Source organism: Nonomuraea coxensis DSM 45129 (assembly GCF_019397265.1).
Classification (GTDB): Bacteria; Actinomycetota; Actinomycetes; order Streptosporangiales; family Streptosporangiaceae; genus Nonomuraea; species Nonomuraea coxensis.
The window spans coordinates 7,185,774-7,203,622 of sequence record NZ_CP068985.1; the positions used below are offsets into that span (position 1 = coordinate 7,185,774).

17 protein-coding genes are annotated in these 17,849 nt (G+C 70.1%); 7 read left to right on the top strand and 10 right to left on the bottom strand.

The genetic code is table 11. The annotated features are described in order from the left end of the window. The first annotated feature begins 82 nt into the window (after positions 1-82). A complete protein-coding gene (gene lysA / locus Nocox_RS33600) occupies positions 83-1,300 on the top strand; it encodes a diaminopimelate decarboxylase (RefSeq protein ID WP_020541203.1) in 1,218 nt (405 codons plus the stop codon). Between the two features lie 110 nt (positions 1,301-1,410). Then, positions 1,411-1,596: a site-specific integrase gene (locus Nocox_RS43425; protein WP_246649642.1), complete on the top strand. Its 186-nt coding sequence runs from the start codon at positions 1,411-1,413 to the stop codon at positions 1,594-1,596. Positions 1,597-1,606: 10 nt separating this feature from the next. Here the strand turns inward: Nocox_RS43425 and Nocox_RS33610 are convergent, their stop codons facing one another. The 9 genes from Nocox_RS33610 to torT are packed head-to-tail and all read right to left on the bottom strand — an operon-like array spanning position 1,607 to position 10,003. Continuing rightward, positions 1,607-2,068: a RidA family protein gene (locus tag Nocox_RS33610; RefSeq protein ID WP_020541205.1), complete on the bottom strand. Its 462-nt coding sequence runs from the start codon at positions 2,066-2,068 to the stop codon at positions 1,607-1,609. Continuing rightward, complete coding sequence (locus tag Nocox_RS33615) at positions 2,068-3,042, bottom strand: 5-oxoprolinase subunit C family protein (protein WP_020541206.1); 975 nt, start codon at positions 3,040-3,042, stop codon at positions 2,068-2,070. The genes Nocox_RS33610 and Nocox_RS33615 overlap by 1 nt, the downstream gene beginning before the upstream one ends. After that, positions 3,032-3,922 carry a 5-oxoprolinase subunit B family protein gene (locus Nocox_RS33620; RefSeq protein ID WP_026213931.1) on the bottom strand — a complete coding sequence of 297 codons (891 nt, stop codon included), beginning with the start codon at positions 3,920-3,922 and terminating at the stop codon, positions 3,032-3,034. The genes Nocox_RS33615 and Nocox_RS33620 overlap by 11 nt, the downstream gene beginning before the upstream one ends. Before the next feature lie 11 nt (positions 3,923-3,933). Continuing rightward, positions 3,934-5,286: an acetyl-CoA carboxylase biotin carboxylase subunit gene (locus tag Nocox_RS33625; RefSeq protein ID WP_020541208.1), complete on the bottom strand. Its 1,353-nt coding sequence runs from the start codon at positions 5,284-5,286 to the stop codon at positions 3,934-3,936. 5 nt (positions 5,287-5,291) lie between these two features. After that, the gene (locus tag Nocox_RS33630; protein WP_020541209.1) at positions 5,292-5,537 is read right to left on the bottom strand and encodes an acetyl-CoA carboxylase; all 246 of its coding nucleotides are present in this window, start codon (positions 5,535-5,537) and stop codon (positions 5,292-5,294) included. Further along, the gene (gene pxpA, locus Nocox_RS33635) at positions 5,530-6,279 is read right to left on the bottom strand and encodes a 5-oxoprolinase subunit PxpA (protein WP_033408160.1); all 750 of its coding nucleotides are present in this window, start codon (positions 6,277-6,279) and stop codon (positions 5,530-5,532) included. Before pxpA ends, Nocox_RS33630 begins: the two co-directional genes overlap by 8 nt. Before the next feature lie 2 nt (positions 6,280-6,281). Next, a complete protein-coding gene (locus Nocox_RS33640; protein WP_020541211.1) occupies positions 6,282-7,319 on the bottom strand; it encodes an ABC transporter permease in 1,038 nt (345 codons plus the stop codon). Further along, positions 7,316-8,833, bottom strand: a complete 1,518-nt coding sequence (locus Nocox_RS33645; RefSeq protein WP_033408162.1) for a sugar ABC transporter ATP-binding protein — start codon at positions 8,831-8,833, stop codon at positions 7,316-7,318. The genes Nocox_RS33640 and Nocox_RS33645 overlap by 4 nt, the downstream gene beginning before the upstream one ends. A gap of 36 nt (positions 8,834-8,869) precedes the next feature. Further along, the gene (torT, locus tag Nocox_RS33650; RefSeq protein ID WP_020541213.1) at positions 8,870-10,003 is read right to left on the bottom strand and encodes a TMAO reductase system periplasmic protein TorT; all 1,134 of its coding nucleotides are present in this window, start codon (positions 10,001-10,003) and stop codon (positions 8,870-8,872) included. A gap of 169 nt (positions 10,004-10,172) precedes the next feature. Between torT and Nocox_RS33655 the strand changes: the two genes are divergently transcribed. From Nocox_RS33655 to Nocox_RS33675, 5 genes are all read left to right on the top strand, one after another. Beyond that, on the top strand, positions 10,173-11,666 hold the full coding sequence (locus Nocox_RS33655) for a PucR family transcriptional regulator (RefSeq protein ID WP_084685315.1): 1,494 nt from the start codon (positions 10,173-10,175) through the stop codon (positions 11,664-11,666). 501 nt (positions 11,667-12,167) lie between these two features. After that, positions 12,168-14,258, top strand: coding sequence for a right-handed parallel beta-helix repeat-containing protein (locus tag Nocox_RS33660; RefSeq protein ID WP_020541215.1), 2,091 nt, complete (start codon positions 12,168-12,170; stop codon positions 14,256-14,258). Further along, positions 14,255-15,091, top strand: coding sequence for a hypothetical protein (locus Nocox_RS33665; RefSeq protein ID WP_033408163.1), 837 nt, complete (start codon positions 14,255-14,257; stop codon positions 15,089-15,091). Before Nocox_RS33660 ends, Nocox_RS33665 begins: the two co-directional genes overlap by 4 nt. After that, complete coding sequence (locus Nocox_RS33670) at positions 15,088-16,422, top strand: hypothetical protein (RefSeq protein WP_020541217.1); 1,335 nt, start codon at positions 15,088-15,090, stop codon at positions 16,420-16,422. The genes Nocox_RS33665 and Nocox_RS33670 overlap by 4 nt, the downstream gene beginning before the upstream one ends. Before the next feature lie 55 nt (positions 16,423-16,477). Next, entirely contained in the window at positions 16,478-17,068 is a 591-nt protein-coding gene (locus Nocox_RS33675; protein WP_020541218.1) for a TetR/AcrR family transcriptional regulator, read from the top strand. A 352-nt stretch (positions 17,069-17,420) separates the two neighbouring features. Here Nocox_RS33675 and Nocox_RS33680 read toward each other — a convergent pair whose 3' ends face one another. Beyond that, entirely contained in the window at positions 17,421-17,624 is a 204-nt protein-coding gene (locus Nocox_RS33680; protein WP_157382832.1) for a hypothetical protein, read from the bottom strand. Between the last annotated feature and the right edge of the window lie 225 nt (positions 17,625-17,849).

The window sequence follows — 17,849 nt, forward strand, 5'->3', positions numbered from 1 at the left end:
ACGTGCAGCCTTCTGGCGCTGACCCTCAAATTCGTCGATGCTCATGAAGATCTGGATGAATCAGTCTTTAGGGTGTGCGGCCATGACCATCTGGCCCCGTACCGCCACCTGGACCAGCGGCGAGCTGCACCTGGGCGGCCTGCCCGCCACGGAGCTCGCACAACGCCACGGAACCCCTGCCTACCTGCTGGACAGGGCCGACTTCGAGGCCCGCTGCCGCGCCTGGCTCGACGCGCTGCCCGACGGCGACGTCCACTATGGCGGCAAGGCGTTCCTGTGCCCCGAGGTGGTTCGCTGGCTCGCCGACCTGGGGCTGTCCCTGGACGTGTGCACCGGCGGCGAGCTCGCGGTCGCCATGGCCGGCGGCATGCCGCCCGAGCGGGTGGTCTTCCACGGGAACAACAAGTCCCTCGACGAGCTGCGCCGCGCCGTGGAGTGGGGGATCGGCTGCATCGTCATCGACTCCTTCGCCGAGCTCGATCGGCTCACCTCGCTCGGCGCCCGCCAGCGGGTCATGATCCGCGTCACCCCCGGCGTGGACGCCGCCACCCACAAGGCCATCGCCACCGGCGGTGAAGACTCCAAGTTCGGCTTCTCCCTGTCCAACGGCGACGCGCTGCGCGCCGTACGCGCCGTCAGGGACACGCCGGGACTCGAGCTGTACGGCCTGCACTCCCACATCGGATCCCAGCTCTTCGACACCGAGGGCTTCGCCCTGGCGGCCCGGCGCATGGCCGACTTCGCCGGCAGCGTCGGCGTCACCCGCCTCGACCTCGGCGGCGGGCTGGGCGTCGCCTACCGGCCGGGCGACCCGGAGCCGCCCACCCCGTCCGACGTGGTCGCGGCCCTGCGCAAGGAGGTCGGCGGGCTCGACCTCGCCGTCGAACCCGGCCGCTCCATCGCCGGGCCCACCACAGTCGCCCTTTACCGGGTCGGCACCGTCAAAGGGACCTACGTCAGCGTCGACGGCGGCATGAGTGACAACCCGCGGCCCGCCATGTACGGCTCGCCGTACACCGCCGTGCTCGCCTCCCGCGCCTCGGACGCGCCGCTCGAACGGGTGGACGTGGTCGGCAAGCACTGCGAGAGCGGCGACTACCTCGTGCGCGACATCCCGCTGCCCGGCGACCTGCGCCCGGGAGATCTGCTCGCCGTGCCCGTGTCAGGGGCCTACCAGCGCTCGATGGCCAGCAACTACAACCACGTGCCGAGACCGCCCGTGATCGCCGTGTTCGAGGGGGCCGACCGGGTGATCGTCCGCAGGGAGACCGAGGAAGACCTGCTGCGGTTGTATGTGTGACAGATGTGACTGGGGGGCAGCTTGAGGGCTCCCCCGCCGCCGCTGTCGTCCTCGCGCGCAGCCGTCTCCCACCGGCGATCCGGCGGACGCCTGTAACTCGGTTTCGTGCCGTGAGCTGGGGCCTTGCATCGGAGGGCGACCTGTCTCGCACGCTGCACGACCTGCGGCACGGCGCCGCCACGCTGACGCCGGCCGCGCATACCGGCCTGAAGGTGCAGGCGATGCTCGGGCATGCCGGCGTCGTGCTGACCGCCGGCGCCGGGCTGGCAGACTCTGGAGGTTCTCTGCGCGGGTGAAGGGGGCGGATCACGCGACGGCGGTCACCACGATGCCGACCTCCACGGGGCTGTCCAGCGGAAGCCGGGCCGCGCCGACGTTGGTGCGGACGTGACGGCCGGCGTCTCCGAAGATGTCCACCAGGAGGGTGCTGGCGCCGTCGAGCACGGCCGGGTGCCCGGTGAAGCCGGGGCCGCAGGCGATGTGCCCGGTGACGCTGAGCACCCGGGCGATGCGGTCGACACCGCCCAGGAGCGCCGCGGCCGCGGCGACGGCGTTCAGGGCCGCCTGGCGGGTCAGGGCTGTGGCCTGCGTCACGGTGACGTCCACGCCGACCAGCCCGGTCAGCGGCAGTGCGCCGTCGACGAAGGGGAGCTGGCCGGTGGTGATCACCAGATCGCCGTGCCGGACCGCGGGGACGTACGCCCCCGCGGCCGCGGGCACGTCGGGCAGCGTCAGGCCCAGGGCGGCGAGCCGCTCGGACGGCGACATCAGCGAGCCCCCTCCAACGCCTCGCGCAGCCTGGCGGCCTGGGCCCGGTCGTCGGCGCGCGCCTGCAGCGCCTCGTCGAGGGTCACCGGCACGAACCGGGTGCGCGTTCCCGGCGAGCACTGCGCGACCCTGTTCAGGTCGGCGCTGATCACCGTCGCGACCATCGCGTAGCCGCCGCCGGAGACCGCGTCGCGGTGCAGGATGATCGGCTCGACTCCGCCGGGCACCTGGATCGAACCGATCGGGTATCCGGCGTCCACGATGTTGGAGGGGTCGGATCCCGCGCCGAACGGCTGGATCCGCTCCTCCCACTCCAGGACGGGACCCGAATACCGGAAACCGGTGCGGTCCGCGACCGGGGTGAGCGTCCACTCCGACTCCAGCAGGCAGTGCCGGCCCGCCTCGGTCAGCCGGTAGTCGTACAGGCCGAGCACGACCCGGAGTTCGATCTCGCGGCTGTAGGCGGGGCGCAGCTCCTCGGGGACGGCGCTGCCAGGCCGGCCGTTCGCCCGGCCGACCGGGATCACGTCCCCCTTTCTCAGGTTCCTGCCCTGGAAGCCGCCGAAGCCGCCCAGCGCGTACGTGGACCTGCTGCCCAGCACCACGGGCACGTCGAACCCGCCGGCGACCGCGATGTAGATCCGCGCGCCCGCCTGCAGGAATCCGAAGCTCAGCTGGTCTCCCGCGGCGACGGGGAAGGACTCCCACTGCGGTGCGGGCGCGCCGTTGAGCAGCACCGGCATGGTGGCGCCGGTGACGGCCACCACCGTGGGTCCGTCGAACCGCAGCGCGGGCCCCATGTACGGAGCCTCGATTACGGCGACGTCGGGAGAGTTGCCGACGAGCAGGTTGGCCGTGACGGCGGCGTGCAGGTCGGCCGCGCCCGATGGCGGGATGCCGACGCTGTAGTAGCCAGGCCGTCCCTGGTCCTGGATGCTGGAGGCCAGTCCGGGCTCGATGATCTCAACTGCCATAGAGGGCTCCCAGAAGTTCGGCGTTGTAACCGTCGGGGTCGGTCAGCAGGCGGTCCAGGTCGAAGGTGACCGGCCGCTGCCGGTACCGGTAGGTGCCGGCCTCGACCTCCGCGCGGATGGCGTCGTACTCGGCGTTGTCGATGCTGCGGAACTTCACGATGTCGCCGGGGCGGAAGAACACCATGAAGTCCTTGAAGTCGGCGAGCCGCTGCTCCGGGTCGAAGATGGGCACGGGGGTGACGCCGAACATCTGGTAGCCGCCCGCGCCGCGTACCGAGTAGATGCACGCGAAGCAGCCGCCGTGCCCGATGGTCAGCGCCGGGGTGTCGGTGCGCGGCCGCAGGTACTTGGGGAGCTCCAGCTGCCGTTCCTGCGGGACCATCTGGAACAGGAACGGCAGGCCGGCGACGAAGCCGACCATGGACGTGATCCATGGGGAACCGGAGTGGGCGTCGATGAACGCCTGGACCGAGTCCATGTCGTTCTCGACGGCGGCGAACTCGAGGTCGTTGCCCTCCGGCCGCTGGTGCCGGTCCCGGAACCTGGACCCGGTCTCGTTGGTGAACGGGTCGTCGTACCAGACCGGGACCTCGAAGATCCGGGTCTCGATGCTTCGGGCCGGTGCTCCGGCGACCTTCTCCTCGGCCGCCCGTACCGTCGCCTCGACCTCGGCGGGCGCCGCCACGTCGGGGTCGAACCTGATCAGCAAGGACGCGTTCGCGGGACAGATGTCCACGATCCCGGGCAGCCGGTCGTCGTTCAGGACCTTCGACACCGCCATCGCGGTGAAGTTGACCTCAAGGCTCATGGCCTCGGCGAACTGGACGACCAGATATTCGTCGCCGCCCCAGGAGTATCGACTCTCGCCTGATCCACGCAAGATGTGCTCCTTCACTTGCCGGCGCCGCCGGCGATCCAGTCTTCAAGGAAGGTCGTGTGGTACCGGCCCTCGCGGAACTCCGCGACGTCGGTCACCCTGCGCAGGAATCCCGCGGTGGTGGCGACGCCTTCGATCTCGACCTCGTCCAGGGTCCGGGCCATCCGGGCGACCGCCGCCGGTCTGTCCTCCGCCCAGATGACGATCTTGGCGAGCAGGGAGTCGTAGAACGGGCTGATCTCGCTGCCCGGCCCGAAGCCCGAGTCGATGCGCACGAACGGACCACCCGGCAGCCGCATGGACGAGATGACGCCGGGGCTGGGCATGAACCCGAAGTCGGGGTTCTCGGCGTTGAGCCGGACCTCGATGGCGTGGCCGCGGAACTCGACGTCCGGCTGGGCGAACGACAGGGGAGCCCCGGAGGCCACGGTGAGCTGCTCACGGACCAGGTCGCGGCCGGTGACCATCTCGGTGACCGGGTGCTCCACCTGGATCCTGGTGTTCATCTCGATGAAGTAGAACTCCCCGCGCGCGGGGTCGTAGAGGAATTCGACGGTGCCGGCGCCCGAGTAGCCCGAGACCTTGGCCAGCGCGACGGCCGCCTCGGTCATCGCGGTGCGCACGTCCTCGGGCAGTCCGGGAGCGCCGGCCTCCTCGATCACCTTCTGCCGCCGCCGCTGCATCGAGCATTCGCGTTCGCCCAGGTGGACGAAGTTCTGGCCGTCCCCGAACACCTGCACCTCGATGTGCCTGGCGTTCGGGACGAACCTTTCGATGTAGACCAGTCCGCTGCCGAAGGCCGCCTGGGCCTCCGCCATGGCGACGGGCAGCGCCTCGGTGAGCTCGGCGGCGTCGGCCACGACGCGGATGCCGCGCCCGCCGCCGCCGGCGGCGGCCTTGACCGCCACCGGGTATCCGGCCTGCTCCGCCTCGGCCAGCGCTTCGGCCACGCTGTCGACGGGACCGTTGGAGCCGGGTACGGTCGGCACGCCCGCCGCCTCGGCGGCGGACCTCGCCCTGGCCTTGTCGCCCATCAGCCGGATCGTCTCCGCGGACGGGCCGACGAAGGTGAGCCTGGCCGCGGCGACCTTCTCGGCGAACTCGGCGCGCTCGGACAGGAAACCGTAGCCGGGGTGCACCGCGTCCGCGCCGAGGTCCACCGCCGCGGTGACGATGACGTCCATGTTCAGGTAGCTGCGGGACGCGGCCGGCGGGCCGATCAGCACCCGCTCGTCTGCCAGCTTGACGTGCAGAGCGTCCTGGTCGGCCTCGCTGTACACGGCTACGGTGCCGATCCCGAGTTCCCGAGCGGCCCGGATGACGCGAACCGCGATCTCGCCGCGGTTGGCGACAAGCAGCTTACGCACCGCGATCAGACCTCCTCGACGGTGAGGATGGGGTCCCCGGGGCCGATGATGCCTTCGTTCTCCGCGTGGATCTCCTTCACCGTGCCGTTCACGCCGGCCTTGACCTCGGCGAACTGCTTCATGACCTCCACCAGGCCGACGACGGTGTCCGCGGCGACCACGGAGCCGACCTCGACGAAGGGCGGCTGTTCCGGTGCCGGCTTGGTGTAGAAGATGCCGGGAAGCGGAGACTGCACGACGTGCTCAGACATGATTGGCCTTTCCGGACGCGGAGTCCTGCGAGTCGATGACGGTTCTGATGGCGGTGGCCACCTCGACGGCGTTCGGCGTGTCCGAGTGCACACAGACCGTGTCGAACTTCATGGGGATCCGCTCCCCCGTAACGGCGATGGCCACACCCTCGGTAAGGGCAATGGTCATCCGCTCCACGGCGCGCTCGACCGGGGTGGCGTGCGGCCGGCGGGCGATGATCAGCCCGCCGTCGGCCGCGTACTCGAGATCCACGTAGAACTCGGCGAGGAACGGGATGCCACGCGCGGCGGACACCCGCTCGTGGGCCGTGCCCGCCATTCCGAAGATCGGGACCTCGTACTGGGCTGCCACGTCGCAGACCGCGTCCATCAACGCCTCGTCCCGCGCGACCATGCCGTACAGCGAGCCGTGCGGCTTGATGTGGTCGAGCGGCAGGCCGGCCGCGCCGAGGAAACCCGACAACGCGCCGACCTGGTACCGCACGATGTCACGTACCTCGTCGGGGTAGAGCTTCATCTCGCGCCGGCCGAAGCCGATCAGGTCGGGCAACCCCGGGTGGGCGCCGACGGTGATCCCGGCGGCGGCCGCGTTCGTGACGGTCTCCCGGATCCCGCTGGGGTCGCCGGCGTGGAAGCCGCAGGCCACGTTCGCCGTGTCGATGAGGCCGAGCAGCGCCTGGTCGTTCCCGAAGGAGTGGATCCCGAGGGATTCTCCCATGTCAGAGTTGAGAGCGATCTTCATGTTCACACCTTTCCGGCATACACGGCGACCGCGAGCCGGTTCCGCAGGCGATCGGCGACGACGGCCAGCGCCAGGACGGTCCCGGTGACGATCATTTGGTAGTAGGAGTTGATCTGCGCGAGGTTCATGCCGTTGGCGACGATCCCGATGAACACGGCGCCCAGCACCGCGTCGGTGACCCGGCCGGAACCGCCGCGCAGGCTGACGCCTCCGATGACGGCCGCGGCGATCGTCTGGAGCGGCAGGGACGCGCCGAGGTTCGCCTCCCCGGTCTCGATGCGCGCGGTGAGCAGCACCGCGCCGATGGCCGCGAGCCCGCCGGCCGCCACGTAGGCCAGGAGCAGGGTGCGGAACTCGCTGATCCCGGAGAGTTTGGCGGCTTTGGGGCTGGAACCGACCGAGTAGATGTGGCGGCCCGGGCGGGTCAGCGTCAGCAGTACCCAGAGGCCGACCGCGGCCAGGGCGGCGATCCAGATCGGGACGCCGATCCCGAGGATCTTGTTGAAGCCCAGCCAGTCGCTGAACTCCACCGGCAGCCCGGCGACGGGCACGCCCGAGGTGAGCATCAGCGCCAGCCCGGAGAACGCCGAGGCCGTGGCCAGCGTCATGATGAACGGGTTGATGTTCAGGGTCGCGATGCCCAGAGCGTTGACCAGCCCGCAGCCCATGCCGACGAGCAGGCCGACGCCGATGCCGACCAGGACCGCGGTCAGCGGGGAGGACGTCTCCCCCTGCGCGACCATGGCCATCGCGCTGCTCACCGAGACCAGCGCGGTCACCGCGCCGATCGACAGGTCGAACCCGCCGGTCAGCAGCACGATGAACTGCCCCAGCGTGGCGATGACGATGTAGGAGTTCTGCCGCAGCGCCGAGTGGATGTTCTCCACGGTCAGGAAACTGTCCGACATGCTGGCGAACACCACCAGCGCGACCAGGACCAGGACGGGCAGCACGCCGATCTTGACGAACGCCCGGGCGGCGAGCGAGATCATCAGGTTGCGTGGCCGCACGGGCGTGGCGGCCGGACTGCTGACGGTCATACGTTGTCCTTCACTGCTGGTTCGCCCCAATGCATCATGTGGCGCAAGATCGTTTCCTCGTTGATGTCGGCTCCGGTCAGCTCCGCCGTGATCTGCCCGTGCGAGAACACGTACACGCGGTGGCACAGGTGGAGGATCTCCGGCAGTTCGGACGAGACGACCAGTACGGCGCCGCCCGCGCGGGCGAGCGCCACGATCTGTTCGTAGATCGTCACCCGGGCACCGACGTCCACCCCGACGGTCGGCTCGTCCAGCAGGTACGTGGTGCACTCCCCGAGCAGGGCCCGTCCGAGCAGGCCCTTCTGCTGGTTGCCGCCGGAGTAGCTGGCCGCGAGACGCTCCGGGTCGTCCGGGGTCAGCCGCATCCTGCGCAGCATGTCACCCGCCACAGCGCGCTCCCGCGCCGGCCGCAGCAGCGGGCCGGCGGACATGGGCGCCCGGTGCAGCCAGGGCAGGGTGACGGTCTCCCGCAGCGGCCGTTCCAGGAACAGCCCCTCCTGCTTGCGGTCGCTGGGCAGGTAGACCACGCCGGACTTCATGACCACGGCGGGCTTGGCGCCGGTCAGGTCCTGCCCGGCGACGGTGACCGTGCCCGAGTCCACCCGCTCCAGGCCGAAACAGGCCCGAGCCGCCGTGGACTTGCCCGAGCCCATCAGCCCGGCGAAACCGACGATCTCCCCGGCGCGGAGCTCGAAACCGGCGTTCCGTACCGAGCCGTCGTAGGTGGTGAGGCCGCGCGCGGTGAGCACCACGTCGGTGCCGGGGACGGGCAGTTCAGGGTAGAGGTCCTCGACCACCCGGCCGGTCATCAGGGTGATCAGCTGCTCGTCCGGGGTGTCGCCGGGGACGGTGGTGATCAGGCGGCCGTCCCGCAGCACGGTCACCCGGTCCGCGAGCCGCCGGATCTCGGCCATCCGGTGGGTGATGTAGATGATCCCGATGCCCCGCCCGCGCGACTCCTCGACCAGGGCGAACAGCCGCTCGGCCTCCTCGTCGGTGAGTGAGGCGGTCGGCTCGTCCAGGATCAGCACGCTCAGTTCGGGCCGGAACGCCTTGGCGATCTCCACCATCTGCTGTTCGGCCCGGCTCAGCGTCTCCACAAGCCGGTCAGGGGCGATCCGGAAGTTGAACTCGTCCAGGCGCTCCTGCGCCAGTCTCCTGATCCGGCGCCGGTCGACGAAGCCGAACCTGCCCGGCTCGCTGCCCATCACCAGGTTCTCCGCCACGGTCATCGTGGGCATCAGCGAGAACTCCTGGAACACCGCGCTGATGCCCAGCTCACGTGCGGCCGCGACGCCGGACAGTTCGACGGCCCGGCCGCCGACCTCGATGGTCCCGCCATCCGGGTGCTGCGCCCCGGAGATGATGGAGATGAGGGTGGACTTCCCGGCGCCGTTCTCGCCGAAAAGCACGTGCACCTCACCGCGGCGGAGTTCGAAGTCCACCTGATCGAGCGCGGTGACGCCCGGGTACTTCTTGGTGAGCCCGCGGACCCGGAGCACAGGTTCGGTCATCGGAGACAACTTTCTGGTGATGGAACGTTCCCGTCGTCAGCTGCCGGCCTTGACCTGGAACGTCGGGGACCAGCCGTCGGGGGCCAGCGTGGTGGACACGTCGAAGTCCTTCAGCGTGTCCTTGGTGACCATGACGAGCTCGGGCCCGACATGCTGCTGGAAGTCCTTCTTCTCCAGTGCGCGGATGGCCTGGTCGATGGCGATCCGGCCCTGGATGGCGGTGCTGTCGCTGGGCGCGGCCTGCACGGTTCCGCGCTCGATGCCGGTGTACGTGCCGGGGGTGAAGTAGTAACCGGCGACGCGGATCTTGTCGCTCAGGCCGCGGTCCCGCAGGATCGGCCCGGCCGCCTCGGCGGTGACCGCGGTGCCGACGATGTAGTTGACGTCGGGGTGCGCGGCGAGCACGTCCTCGATCAGCTTGCTCTGCGCGTCCTTACCGGTGTCGCCCCACTTGGTGTCGACGATCTCCACCGCGCTGCCGGCGACGGCGCCCTTGAAGCCACGCTCGCCGTCCTCGGACCAGCCGGCGCCCTTCGGACCGGGGAACCAGGCGACCTTGACCGGCTGACCGGCGGAGTCCTTGACCACCCATTCCGCAGCGATCTGGGCGAGATCGTGGAAGGAGACGAGCGACTTGGCGGTGACCTTGGGGCTGGACATGCCGTTGATGACGTCGATGACCGGCTTGCCCGTGGCGGCCAGCCGTTCGACCGTGCTGTTCAGCCCGTCGAGGGAGATGGCGCCGATGACCACGGCGTCCGCGCTCTGCGCGCAGTCCTCGACCTGCTGGATCTGCTTGTCGATGTTCTCGTAACCGCCGGCCTCGACCATCGTCATGTTGACGCCGGCCTCGCGCGCCTGCTCGGCCACGCCGTAGTTCAGGCCGAGCCAGTACGCGTCCTTCATGTGCGGCACGGACACACAGATGTTCCAGGGCTTCTCGGCCTTGCCGACGGGGGTGTACTCGGCCTTGCTGCGCGCGCTGTCCATGGACAGGTCGGCCCAGACGTCGACCTTGGCCGGGGCCCAGCTCTTCGCGGCCGCCGTGTTCTCGGCGGCCTGGCCGGTCGCCGAGCCCGAGTCGGCGGGGGTGGACGAGCCACAGGCCGACAACGCCAGGGTGGCGGCCGCCGCGGTCGCGAGAACGGCGGAATGGCGTTTGAACTGCACGAATTTCTCCCCTCGTGGGGTTCCGGATACCGGAACTACGCAGGTCGGTGGGCTGGGTTGCAGTCAACATCCAGGCTCTTCGCAGCGTCTACGTGCGGCGTGGCCAAGCTCGAACGCCAGGTACTGTGCAATTGCATAACGCGGGGCGACCATCGGGAGGAGTGGCCCCATGGCATTGAGTTTGGATCAGCTCATGGCCGAGACCGTCCTGGAGCTCAGCCTGGCCACCCCCACCAGCCATGACCTGCTGAAGCGGGCGATCCGCTGGGTGGCGTCCACCGAACTCGTGGACCCCTCGCCGTTCCTGCGGGGTGGCGAGCTGCTGCTCACCACCGGCGCCTGCATCCAGGCCGATGATCAAGAAAGCTGGCAGAATTTCGTCCATCGGCTCAAGCGCAAAAGAGTCGCGGCCATCGGCTTCGGATGCGGGCTGACCCACGCCGACGTACCCCGTGCCCTGGTGGAGAGCGCCACCGCGGTGGATCTGCCGGTGCTCAGCGTGCCGTATAACGTGCCATTCGTGCGGATCAGCGAGTTCGTGGCCGAAATGACGGTCGCAGACCGGTTCAAGGACATGGGCCGGGCGTCCAACCTCGCCGCCGAGCTGGCACAGCTCATGTCCAACAGCGCGCCGCTGACGACCCTGCTCAGGCGGATCGCCAAGGAGATCGGCGGCGAGGCGGCCATCCTCGACATCGACGGCAAAGTGGTGTCGACGTGGCCTCTGCACCAGGAGTGGCAGATGGACCTCGTGCTGCAGGGACTGGCCACCAGCGGGACGACCGGATACCACGCGGTGCCGCTCGACCAGGCGGGCGCGCACGACCACATGCTGGTCGGCCACACCGAGATGGCCGTGGAGAGCGTCCGGATGGCGATGAGCGCGGCCGCCACGCTGGTCGCCATCGACCTGACCCGCAGGTTGCAGGAGGAGCCGTCGAACGCGACGCGGATGGCCGCCGTGCTCGCCAGCCTGACCGACTGGACCACGCCCACTTCGACCCTGGTCCGGGCGCTGCGCGTGGCCGGCCTCAGGAGCGACGTGCCGACCGTCGTCCTGCTGGCCGCGCCGAAGCCCGCGTTCTCCGCCGGATACTCGTTGCGCCTGCGCCTGGCCGTGGAGCAGGTGCTGCCCGTGGTGCGCTCCGTGCGCAGCGGCGAACTGCTGGTACTGCTGGCCCAGGGCGGCACCGGCGACACCGCCGGCGAGGTCCTCGAGGTGCTGCGCCGGGAGATGCCTGGCCGGGCGATCGTGGTGGCCGGGCCGGCCAGGGACGCCGAGGAGATCCGCATGGTGCTCGCCTCGGCCCGAGCGATGATCACAGACGAGCTGGCCCGACCTCAGCGTTCCCGCCCGTTCGACCTGACCTCGATCGTGGCCGCGGCCGCCGGGCGGGGCGGCCAGCATGCCGCGCGGGAGGTGCTCCGACCACTGATCGACCACGACTCCAAGTCCGACGGCCAGCTGATGCACACCCTGAGTACCTACCTGCGGCTGGACGCCAGGCAGCACGCGACGGCCGAAGCCCTGCACGTGCACCGCAACACGCTGCGGTACCGGCTGGCCCAGATCGGCAAGCTCCTCGAAGCGGACCTGGACAGCCTGGACACCCTGGTGATCTGCAACCTGGCTTTCCGGCTGTACGACGCGGCCGGCCACTGACGGCCGTTCCCGGCTTCCGAACTGCCGCTCCGACCTGGGGAAACGCGGCTGCGGGCATTCCGCGTATGTTCCGCGAGCAGTGGCACAGGGCTGCTTTCGGCGGCCGCCCGCTGCCTACGGGCCAACCGGGACGATCGTGCAAAAGACCAGAGGTTGTCACTTCAGAGGGCGGTTCGCGAGTTGATGTCCCTTTGATCGCTTGCACTGCATGAGGAGGGCTGGTCACGGGCTCGTTGCCGGGCTACGGACGCGGCTGGGCGAACAATCCCGAGGAGGCCGTTGAGCCGGTCTCGTCGGGAGTCCTTGATGTCGGCGTCGACCGGATCGGGTAGCGCCCGCAGCGGGCCGGCCTGCAGCCCTGCGCTGGTCTATGTTCTCTTCCCCCGGCTGAGTCCCGGCAGGCTGCGACAGTACCGGAACGACGGCTCCGGGGGTATCCGTGATCAAAACGTTCACCTCCTCGCATGGACTAAAACATGAACAATGCTCTACTTTCCGCGTATGTCGCTGCTGCGAAAATTGTCGGTCACCGTCCTGCTCGCCCTGGCGTGCCTGTTACCCGCCGCCCCTGCCCTCGCACATGAGGAGCGGCCCGTCTCGTTCCCCGACGGCACGGGAAGCGTGCCGGTCTACCGGACCACAGGTCCCGAGCTGCTGGTGTGCAAGACCGACCGGGCGGACTTCGACAAGCGCGTGGCCACCTTCCCCGCCGCGCTCAAGGAACAGAACCTGCGGCTGTTCGAACGCTGCCAGAAGGACGGCTTCCGCCACCTGCAGGAAGCGGTGGACCAGGTCAAGGGTCCCGGCTACAACATCAAGATCCTGCCCGGGCTGTACCAGGAGGAGCCCAGCCTGCCCGAGCCCACCGGGGCGTGCGCGAACCTCCCCGCCCGCCTCTCGTCGTTCGGCTACCAGATCCTCTCCTTCGAACAGCAGCAGAAGTGCCCGCACAACCAGAACCTGGTCGCCATCCTCGGCATCAAGGACCTGCAGATCGAAGGCACCGGCGCCACCCCGCGCGACGTGATCGTGGACGCCCAGTACAAGAAGCTGAACGCGATCCGCGCCGACATGGCCAACGGCATCTACTTCCGTAACTTCACCGCACAGCGCACAACGTTCAACTCGTTGTACATCCTGGCCACCGACGGCTTCGTCATCGACCGCATGCTCACCCGCTGGAACGACGAGTACGGCTTCCTGACCTTCGCCTCCGACCACGGCCTCTACACCGACTGCGAGTCGCACGGCAACGGCGACAGCGGCATCTACCCCGGCAGCGCCTCGGACATCAACGCCGGCCGCAGCCATGACGTGCCCCGATATTCGATCGAGATCCGCGGCTGCAAGAGCTACCAGAACATGGTCGGCTACTCGGGCACCGCGGGCAACTCGGTCTGGGCGCACGACAACGAGTTCTTCGACAACATGGCCGGCGCCTCCATGGACAGCCTCTTCCCCGACCACCCCGGACTGCCGCAGAACCACGCCAAGTTCGAGAAGAACAAGATTTACAACAACAACAAGAACTACTACAACCACGTACGCGACGGCACCTGCGCCAAGCCCGCCGGTCAGCGCGGCTACGAGAGCGGCGTGGTCTGTCCGCAGATCGGAGTCGCCCCGGGCACCGGCATCCTGACCGCGGGCGGCAACTTCAACGTGTACCGCGACAACTGGATCTACGGGCACGACAGGACGGCGTTCATGCTGCTGTGGGCTCCGGCGTTCCTGCGCGGCGAGGAGGCCCTGGACAAACAGGCCGATACCTCGCACGACAACTTCTACGGCGGCAACCGGCTCGGCGTCGCTCCCGACGGCTCGGTCCGGCCCAACGCCACCGACGTCATCTGGGACGGCCAGGGCAGTGGCAACTGCTGGGACACCCAAGGGCCGACCAGCCCCTACGTGGTGCCGGGCTGCGGCGGCAAGCCGGGCGAGCTCGCCGGAGCCGGGTCGCACCGGCTCGTCGGTGAGCCCGCCAAGCTGGCGCACGGGCTGGTCTGCGCGGAGTACAACGTCGTCGAGCGGCGGTTGCCCGCCGGCTGCGACTGGTTCGGCTCGTCCGGGCTCGCGCGGGTAGAGGTGCAGCTCACGCTGGGCACGTCGGTGTTCATCGGGCTGATCGTGGCCCTGCTGTGGTGGCGCCGCCTGCGTACCGCACCCGCCGCGGCCGCCTCCGGGGCCGGTGCCGACGCTGCGGGCGCACCGCGCGCGGGCAGGCTCGGGGCGGTGTCGGCGGTGCTCGCGCTGGCGGGCCTGGCGCTCGACGTAGTAGGCGCGGCTTACGACCACACGCTGCTGCCCGCCGCGGCCCTGCTGTTGCTGGGCGGGGGCCTGACCGGCATGGGGCTGGCGCTGCGCCGCGAGTACCGCTTCTTCGGCGGCGCGACCATCGTGCTCGGCGCGCTGACGCTGCTGGACGCCGTGGACAAGTCGCTGCTGCTGATCCCGTGGCTGCCGCTCAGCCCGGCCTGGCTGCGCGGGCTGTTCGCGATCGTCTGGGTGCTCTGGGCCGTCGTACGCCTGGCGCCGCGCCCCCGTACGACGCCCGTCCCCGAGTCCACGTCCCCCGCCGAGGCCCCCGCATGAGACGTCCCCACCCGTACAGGCTGATGATCGGCACGGCCGCCGCGGTGCTGCTGCTCGGCGCGTGCGGCCAGCCGGTGACCACCCACCACCGGCCCGGCACCGACCACGCGCCCGCGACCGCGGCGGCCGGCACGCCGCACGTCCACGGCGACCATCAGACCAGAGACGTGCCCGCCACCGAAGCCCCCTCGGTACGGCTGGAGATGCGCCCCGACAGCGAATCGGGCTGGAACCTGCACCTGGTCACCGACCGGTTCACCTTCACCCCCGACAGCGTCGGCGGCGCCGCGCTGCCCGGAACCGGACACGCCCACCTGTACCTGGACGGCAAGAAAATCGCCCGTCTGTACGCGCCGTGGCACCACCTGGCGGCCGAAGCCGTCCCCGCGGGCACGCACACGCTGACCGTGCGGCTCAGCGCGGACGACCACACGCTCTGGTCGTCCGCGGGCAAGCCGGTGGAGAGCTCGGCCACGATCGAAGGCCCCCAACAGGCCGCCAAGGGGACCGCGACCGCCGCCACCCCGGCCATCCCGGACACGCCGACCACGCAGGGGACAGCCGCCAGCCGACCGACGCGCATCGACGTGCGGATCAGTGGCCGCACCGTGACCCCGCCACCCGGCCGCGTCGAGATCGAGGAGGGCGCCAAGGTACGCCTGGAGGTCACCGCCGACCGGACCGACACCGTCCACGTGCACGGCTTCGATCTGGAACGCCCTCTCACCCCGGGCATCCCGGCGGTCATCGAGTTCACCGCGGACCGCAGCGGGCTGTTCGAGGTGGAGACGCACGAGTCCGGCCTCGTCCTGACCCAGCTCGTGGTGCGATGAGCGGCATCCTGGCGCACGGCATCGGATCGCGGCACGACCTGCCCATCCCCGCGTTCTACGCGTTCGCGGGGGCACTGGCCGCGCTGCTCGTGTCGTTCCTCGGACTCGCCGTGTTGTGGGCGGACTCCAGGTTCCGCGGGCAGGAGGCCGGCCGGGCGCTGCCGCGGGCGGTGCGACGCCTGGCCGACGCCCGCGCCACGCGCGTCACGCTGCGCGCGCTCGGCCTGCTGGTCGCCGCTTTCACACTGGTCACCGCGCTGTTCGGGCCGGACGACCCGGAACGCAATCCGGCGCCCACCCTCGTCTACGTCATCTTCTGGGTGGGCCTGGTGCCCGCGTCGCTCCTGCTCGGGCCCGTGTGGCGGCTGGTCAATCCGCTGCGCGCGATCCACCTGGCCTTGTCCAGGCTGGCGGGGCTCGGCCGTGACCGCGAGCCGCCGCACCGGCTCGGCCACTGGCCGGCGGCGGCTGGACTGCTGGCGTTCACCTGGCTGGAGCTGGTCGCGCCAGAGCCCGCCGCCAACGCGTCCCTGCTGGTGTTCTTCGGTTGTTACGCCACCGTCCACCTGGCGGGGGCGCTGGCGTACGGGCCACGCTGGTTCGACCACTGTGACGCGTTCGAGGTGTACTCGGCGCTGATCGGACGGCTGGCCCCGCTCGGCCGCCGCGCCGACGGACGGCTCGTCCTGCGCAACCCGTTCCACGGCCTGGACGCGATCACCCCCGCACCCGGGCTGGTCGCCACCGTGTGCGTGATGCTCGCCTCCACCGCCTACGACGGCTTCTCCGACGCTCCCGCCTGGGTGAACACGCTGCAGAGCGCCGCCGCCGGGCCGACCGTCACCGGCACGCTCGGCCTGCTCGCGGCCGTCGCCGGGGTCGCCCTGCTGTACGGCGCGTGCATCGCCGTCGCGAGCCTCATCGGCGTCGCGCCCCGCATGGCCGGCCACCGGCCGCGCGGCGGGAACCTGGGCGCCTTCGCCCACTCGCTGGTGCCGATCGCGGTCGGCTACTTGATCGCCCACTACTTCTCGCTGCTGGTCATCGAAGGACAGCGGGCGTTCATCCTGGCCTCCGACCCGCTGGACACCGGCCTGGACCTGCTGGGCACCGCCGCACGCACGGTGGACGAGGGCTTGGTCGGTCCCGGCGCGATCGCCAGCGTGCAGGTGGTGTCCATCGTGGCCGGGCACGTGCTCGGCGTGGTCGCCGCGCACGACCGCTCGGTGCGGCTGTTCGCCCCGGCACGGGCCGTCGCGGGACAGATCCCGCTATTCGTCCTCATGGTCTGCTACACCCTCGGCGGGCTGACCTTGCTGCTGGCGGCATAGGCTCGTCGGGCAGGCGGCCCGTAGAGACGGGTCAGCCGAGGTGGCAGGGGGACGCATGAGTGCGCAGGCTCGCGAGTCCGGCGCGCTGCTGCGCCGCGCGCCGGTGCAGCAGCGCAGCGTGGAACGGCTCGACCGCATTGTCGACGCCTGCGCCGCGCTGCTGGACGAGGTCGGCTACGAAGGGCTGACCACGCGCGCGGTGGCGCGACGGGCCGGTGTGCCGATCGGCTCGGTCTACCGTTTCTTCCACGACAAACGCGACCTGGTCGCAGCCCTCGGCGAACGCAACATGGAGGAGTACAGCGCCCGCCTTGCCGGGCGGCTGGCCGGTGCGCGGCGCGACTGGGTGGCCATCGTCGACCTGGTCGTGAACGAGTACGTGGCGATGCGGCGCGGCGTCGCCGGGTTCGCCACGGTGGACTTCGGCAGCAGCGAGGCGCTCAGCGGCCGCCTGGCCGCGCTGCTCGCCGAGCACCTCGGGGCGCCCGTGGGCGAGGACTTCCGCCTGGCCCTGCGCATCGCCGTCGAGGCGTGCGACGCCATCCTGCGTTACGCCTTCCGCGACGATCCCGCAGGCGATGCCCGGGTCATCGCCGAGGCCAAAGAACTGACGCAAGCCTATCTGGCCAGGTTCTCGCTCGAGTGAGCACCGGACGTATCGCAAACCTTCATCACGGAAGCATGCTCCGACCGGCCGGCAGCCGAACGGTCCTGCCGGGGCGCGGCTCGGCTGCCGGCGATCAGGTGGTGGCACGCGGAATCAGGACGGGGTGGGCAGGCGTACCCAGGGCGTGCGCTGCTGACGCAGGAACCGGGACCTCGATGAGCGGGCGGCCATTCGAGAGGCCTGCACCCAGGTACTCCGCCGCTTGACCTGCACGGATGCAATCTTCGGCAGCACGCCGCCGTGCCTGAAACCTCTACGACCTGCGGCGACCGACCACCACCCGAGGGCAACAAACATCGCCGGCCACGAATGCTTTGTCCGGTAATCGTTGTCAAACCTTTGCTTCGCCTGCTGCCCAAAGCCGGGCTTGATCGCAGGTATTCATCAAGGCGACAGGGATCAGGTAGCCCAGGCAATCGAGCGGTACCGCCATGACTTCACCGCAGGACAACGCGACACCATCCGCCATAGAGAAAAATCCGCCGACCATCCCGGCCGGCGTACGGGAACGGCTTCTCGTCTCGCTCGCAGGCATGGGTGCGTTCCCGCCCACGGGAACTGTCCTTGCTCGGTGGCGCCTCCCAGCGATGTGCGATGAGACAGCGGTGACGCCGTGCGAAACCGCCGACACCCGGTCAGGCGGTGACCGTCGGCTTCGGCCTTGACCAACGCCATCCAGGTGGGCGTCGATACCCCCTGTCCGGCACGGCCATCGATGCGGCGGGGTGACGACCACGGGCGGGCTCCCCCGAGCACGCCA

Bases quoted from the DNA above. Each gene is read 5' to 3' on its own strand.
- lysA (WP_020541203.1), top strand. From the start codon at position 83: ATGACCATCTGGCCCCGTACCGCCACCTGGACCAGCGGCGAGCTGCAC.
- Nocox_RS33610 (WP_020541205.1), bottom strand. From the start codon at position 2,068: ATGTCGCCGTCCGAGCGGCTCGCCGCCCTGGGCCTGACGCTGCCCGAC.
- Nocox_RS33615 (WP_020541206.1), bottom strand. From the start codon at position 3,042: ATGGCAGTTGAGATCATCGAGCCCGGACTGGCCTCCAGCATCCAGGAC.
- Nocox_RS33630 (WP_020541209.1), bottom strand. From the start codon at position 5,537: ATGTCTGAGCACGTCGTGCAGTCTCCGCTTCCCGGCATCTTCTACACC.
- pxpA (WP_033408160.1), bottom strand. From the start codon at position 6,279: ATGAAGATCGCTCTCAACTCTGACATGGGAGAATCCCTCGGGATCCAC.
- Nocox_RS33640 (WP_020541211.1), bottom strand. From the start codon at position 7,319: ATGACCGTCAGCAGTCCGGCCGCCACGCCCGTGCGGCCACGCAACCTG.
- Nocox_RS33645 (WP_033408162.1), bottom strand. From the start codon at position 8,833: ATGACCGAACCTGTGCTCCGGGTCCGCGGGCTCACCAAGAAGTACCCG.
- Nocox_RS33655 (WP_084685315.1), top strand. From the start codon at position 10,173: ATGGCATTGAGTTTGGATCAGCTCATGGCCGAGACCGTCCTGGAGCTC.
- Nocox_RS33660 (WP_020541215.1), top strand. From the start codon at position 12,168: ATGTCGCTGCTGCGAAAATTGTCGGTCACCGTCCTGCTCGCCCTGGCG.
- Nocox_RS33665 (WP_033408163.1), top strand. From the start codon at position 14,255: ATGAGACGTCCCCACCCGTACAGGCTGATGATCGGCACGGCCGCCGCG.
- Nocox_RS33670 (WP_020541217.1), top strand. From the start codon at position 15,088: ATGAGCGGCATCCTGGCGCACGGCATCGGATCGCGGCACGACCTGCCC.
- Nocox_RS33675 (WP_020541218.1), top strand. From the start codon at position 16,478: ATGAGTGCGCAGGCTCGCGAGTCCGGCGCGCTGCTGCGCCGCGCGCCG.
- Nocox_RS33680 (WP_157382832.1), bottom strand. From the start codon at position 17,624: ATGCCTGCGAGCGAGACGAGAAGCCGTTCCCGTACGCCGGCCGGGATG.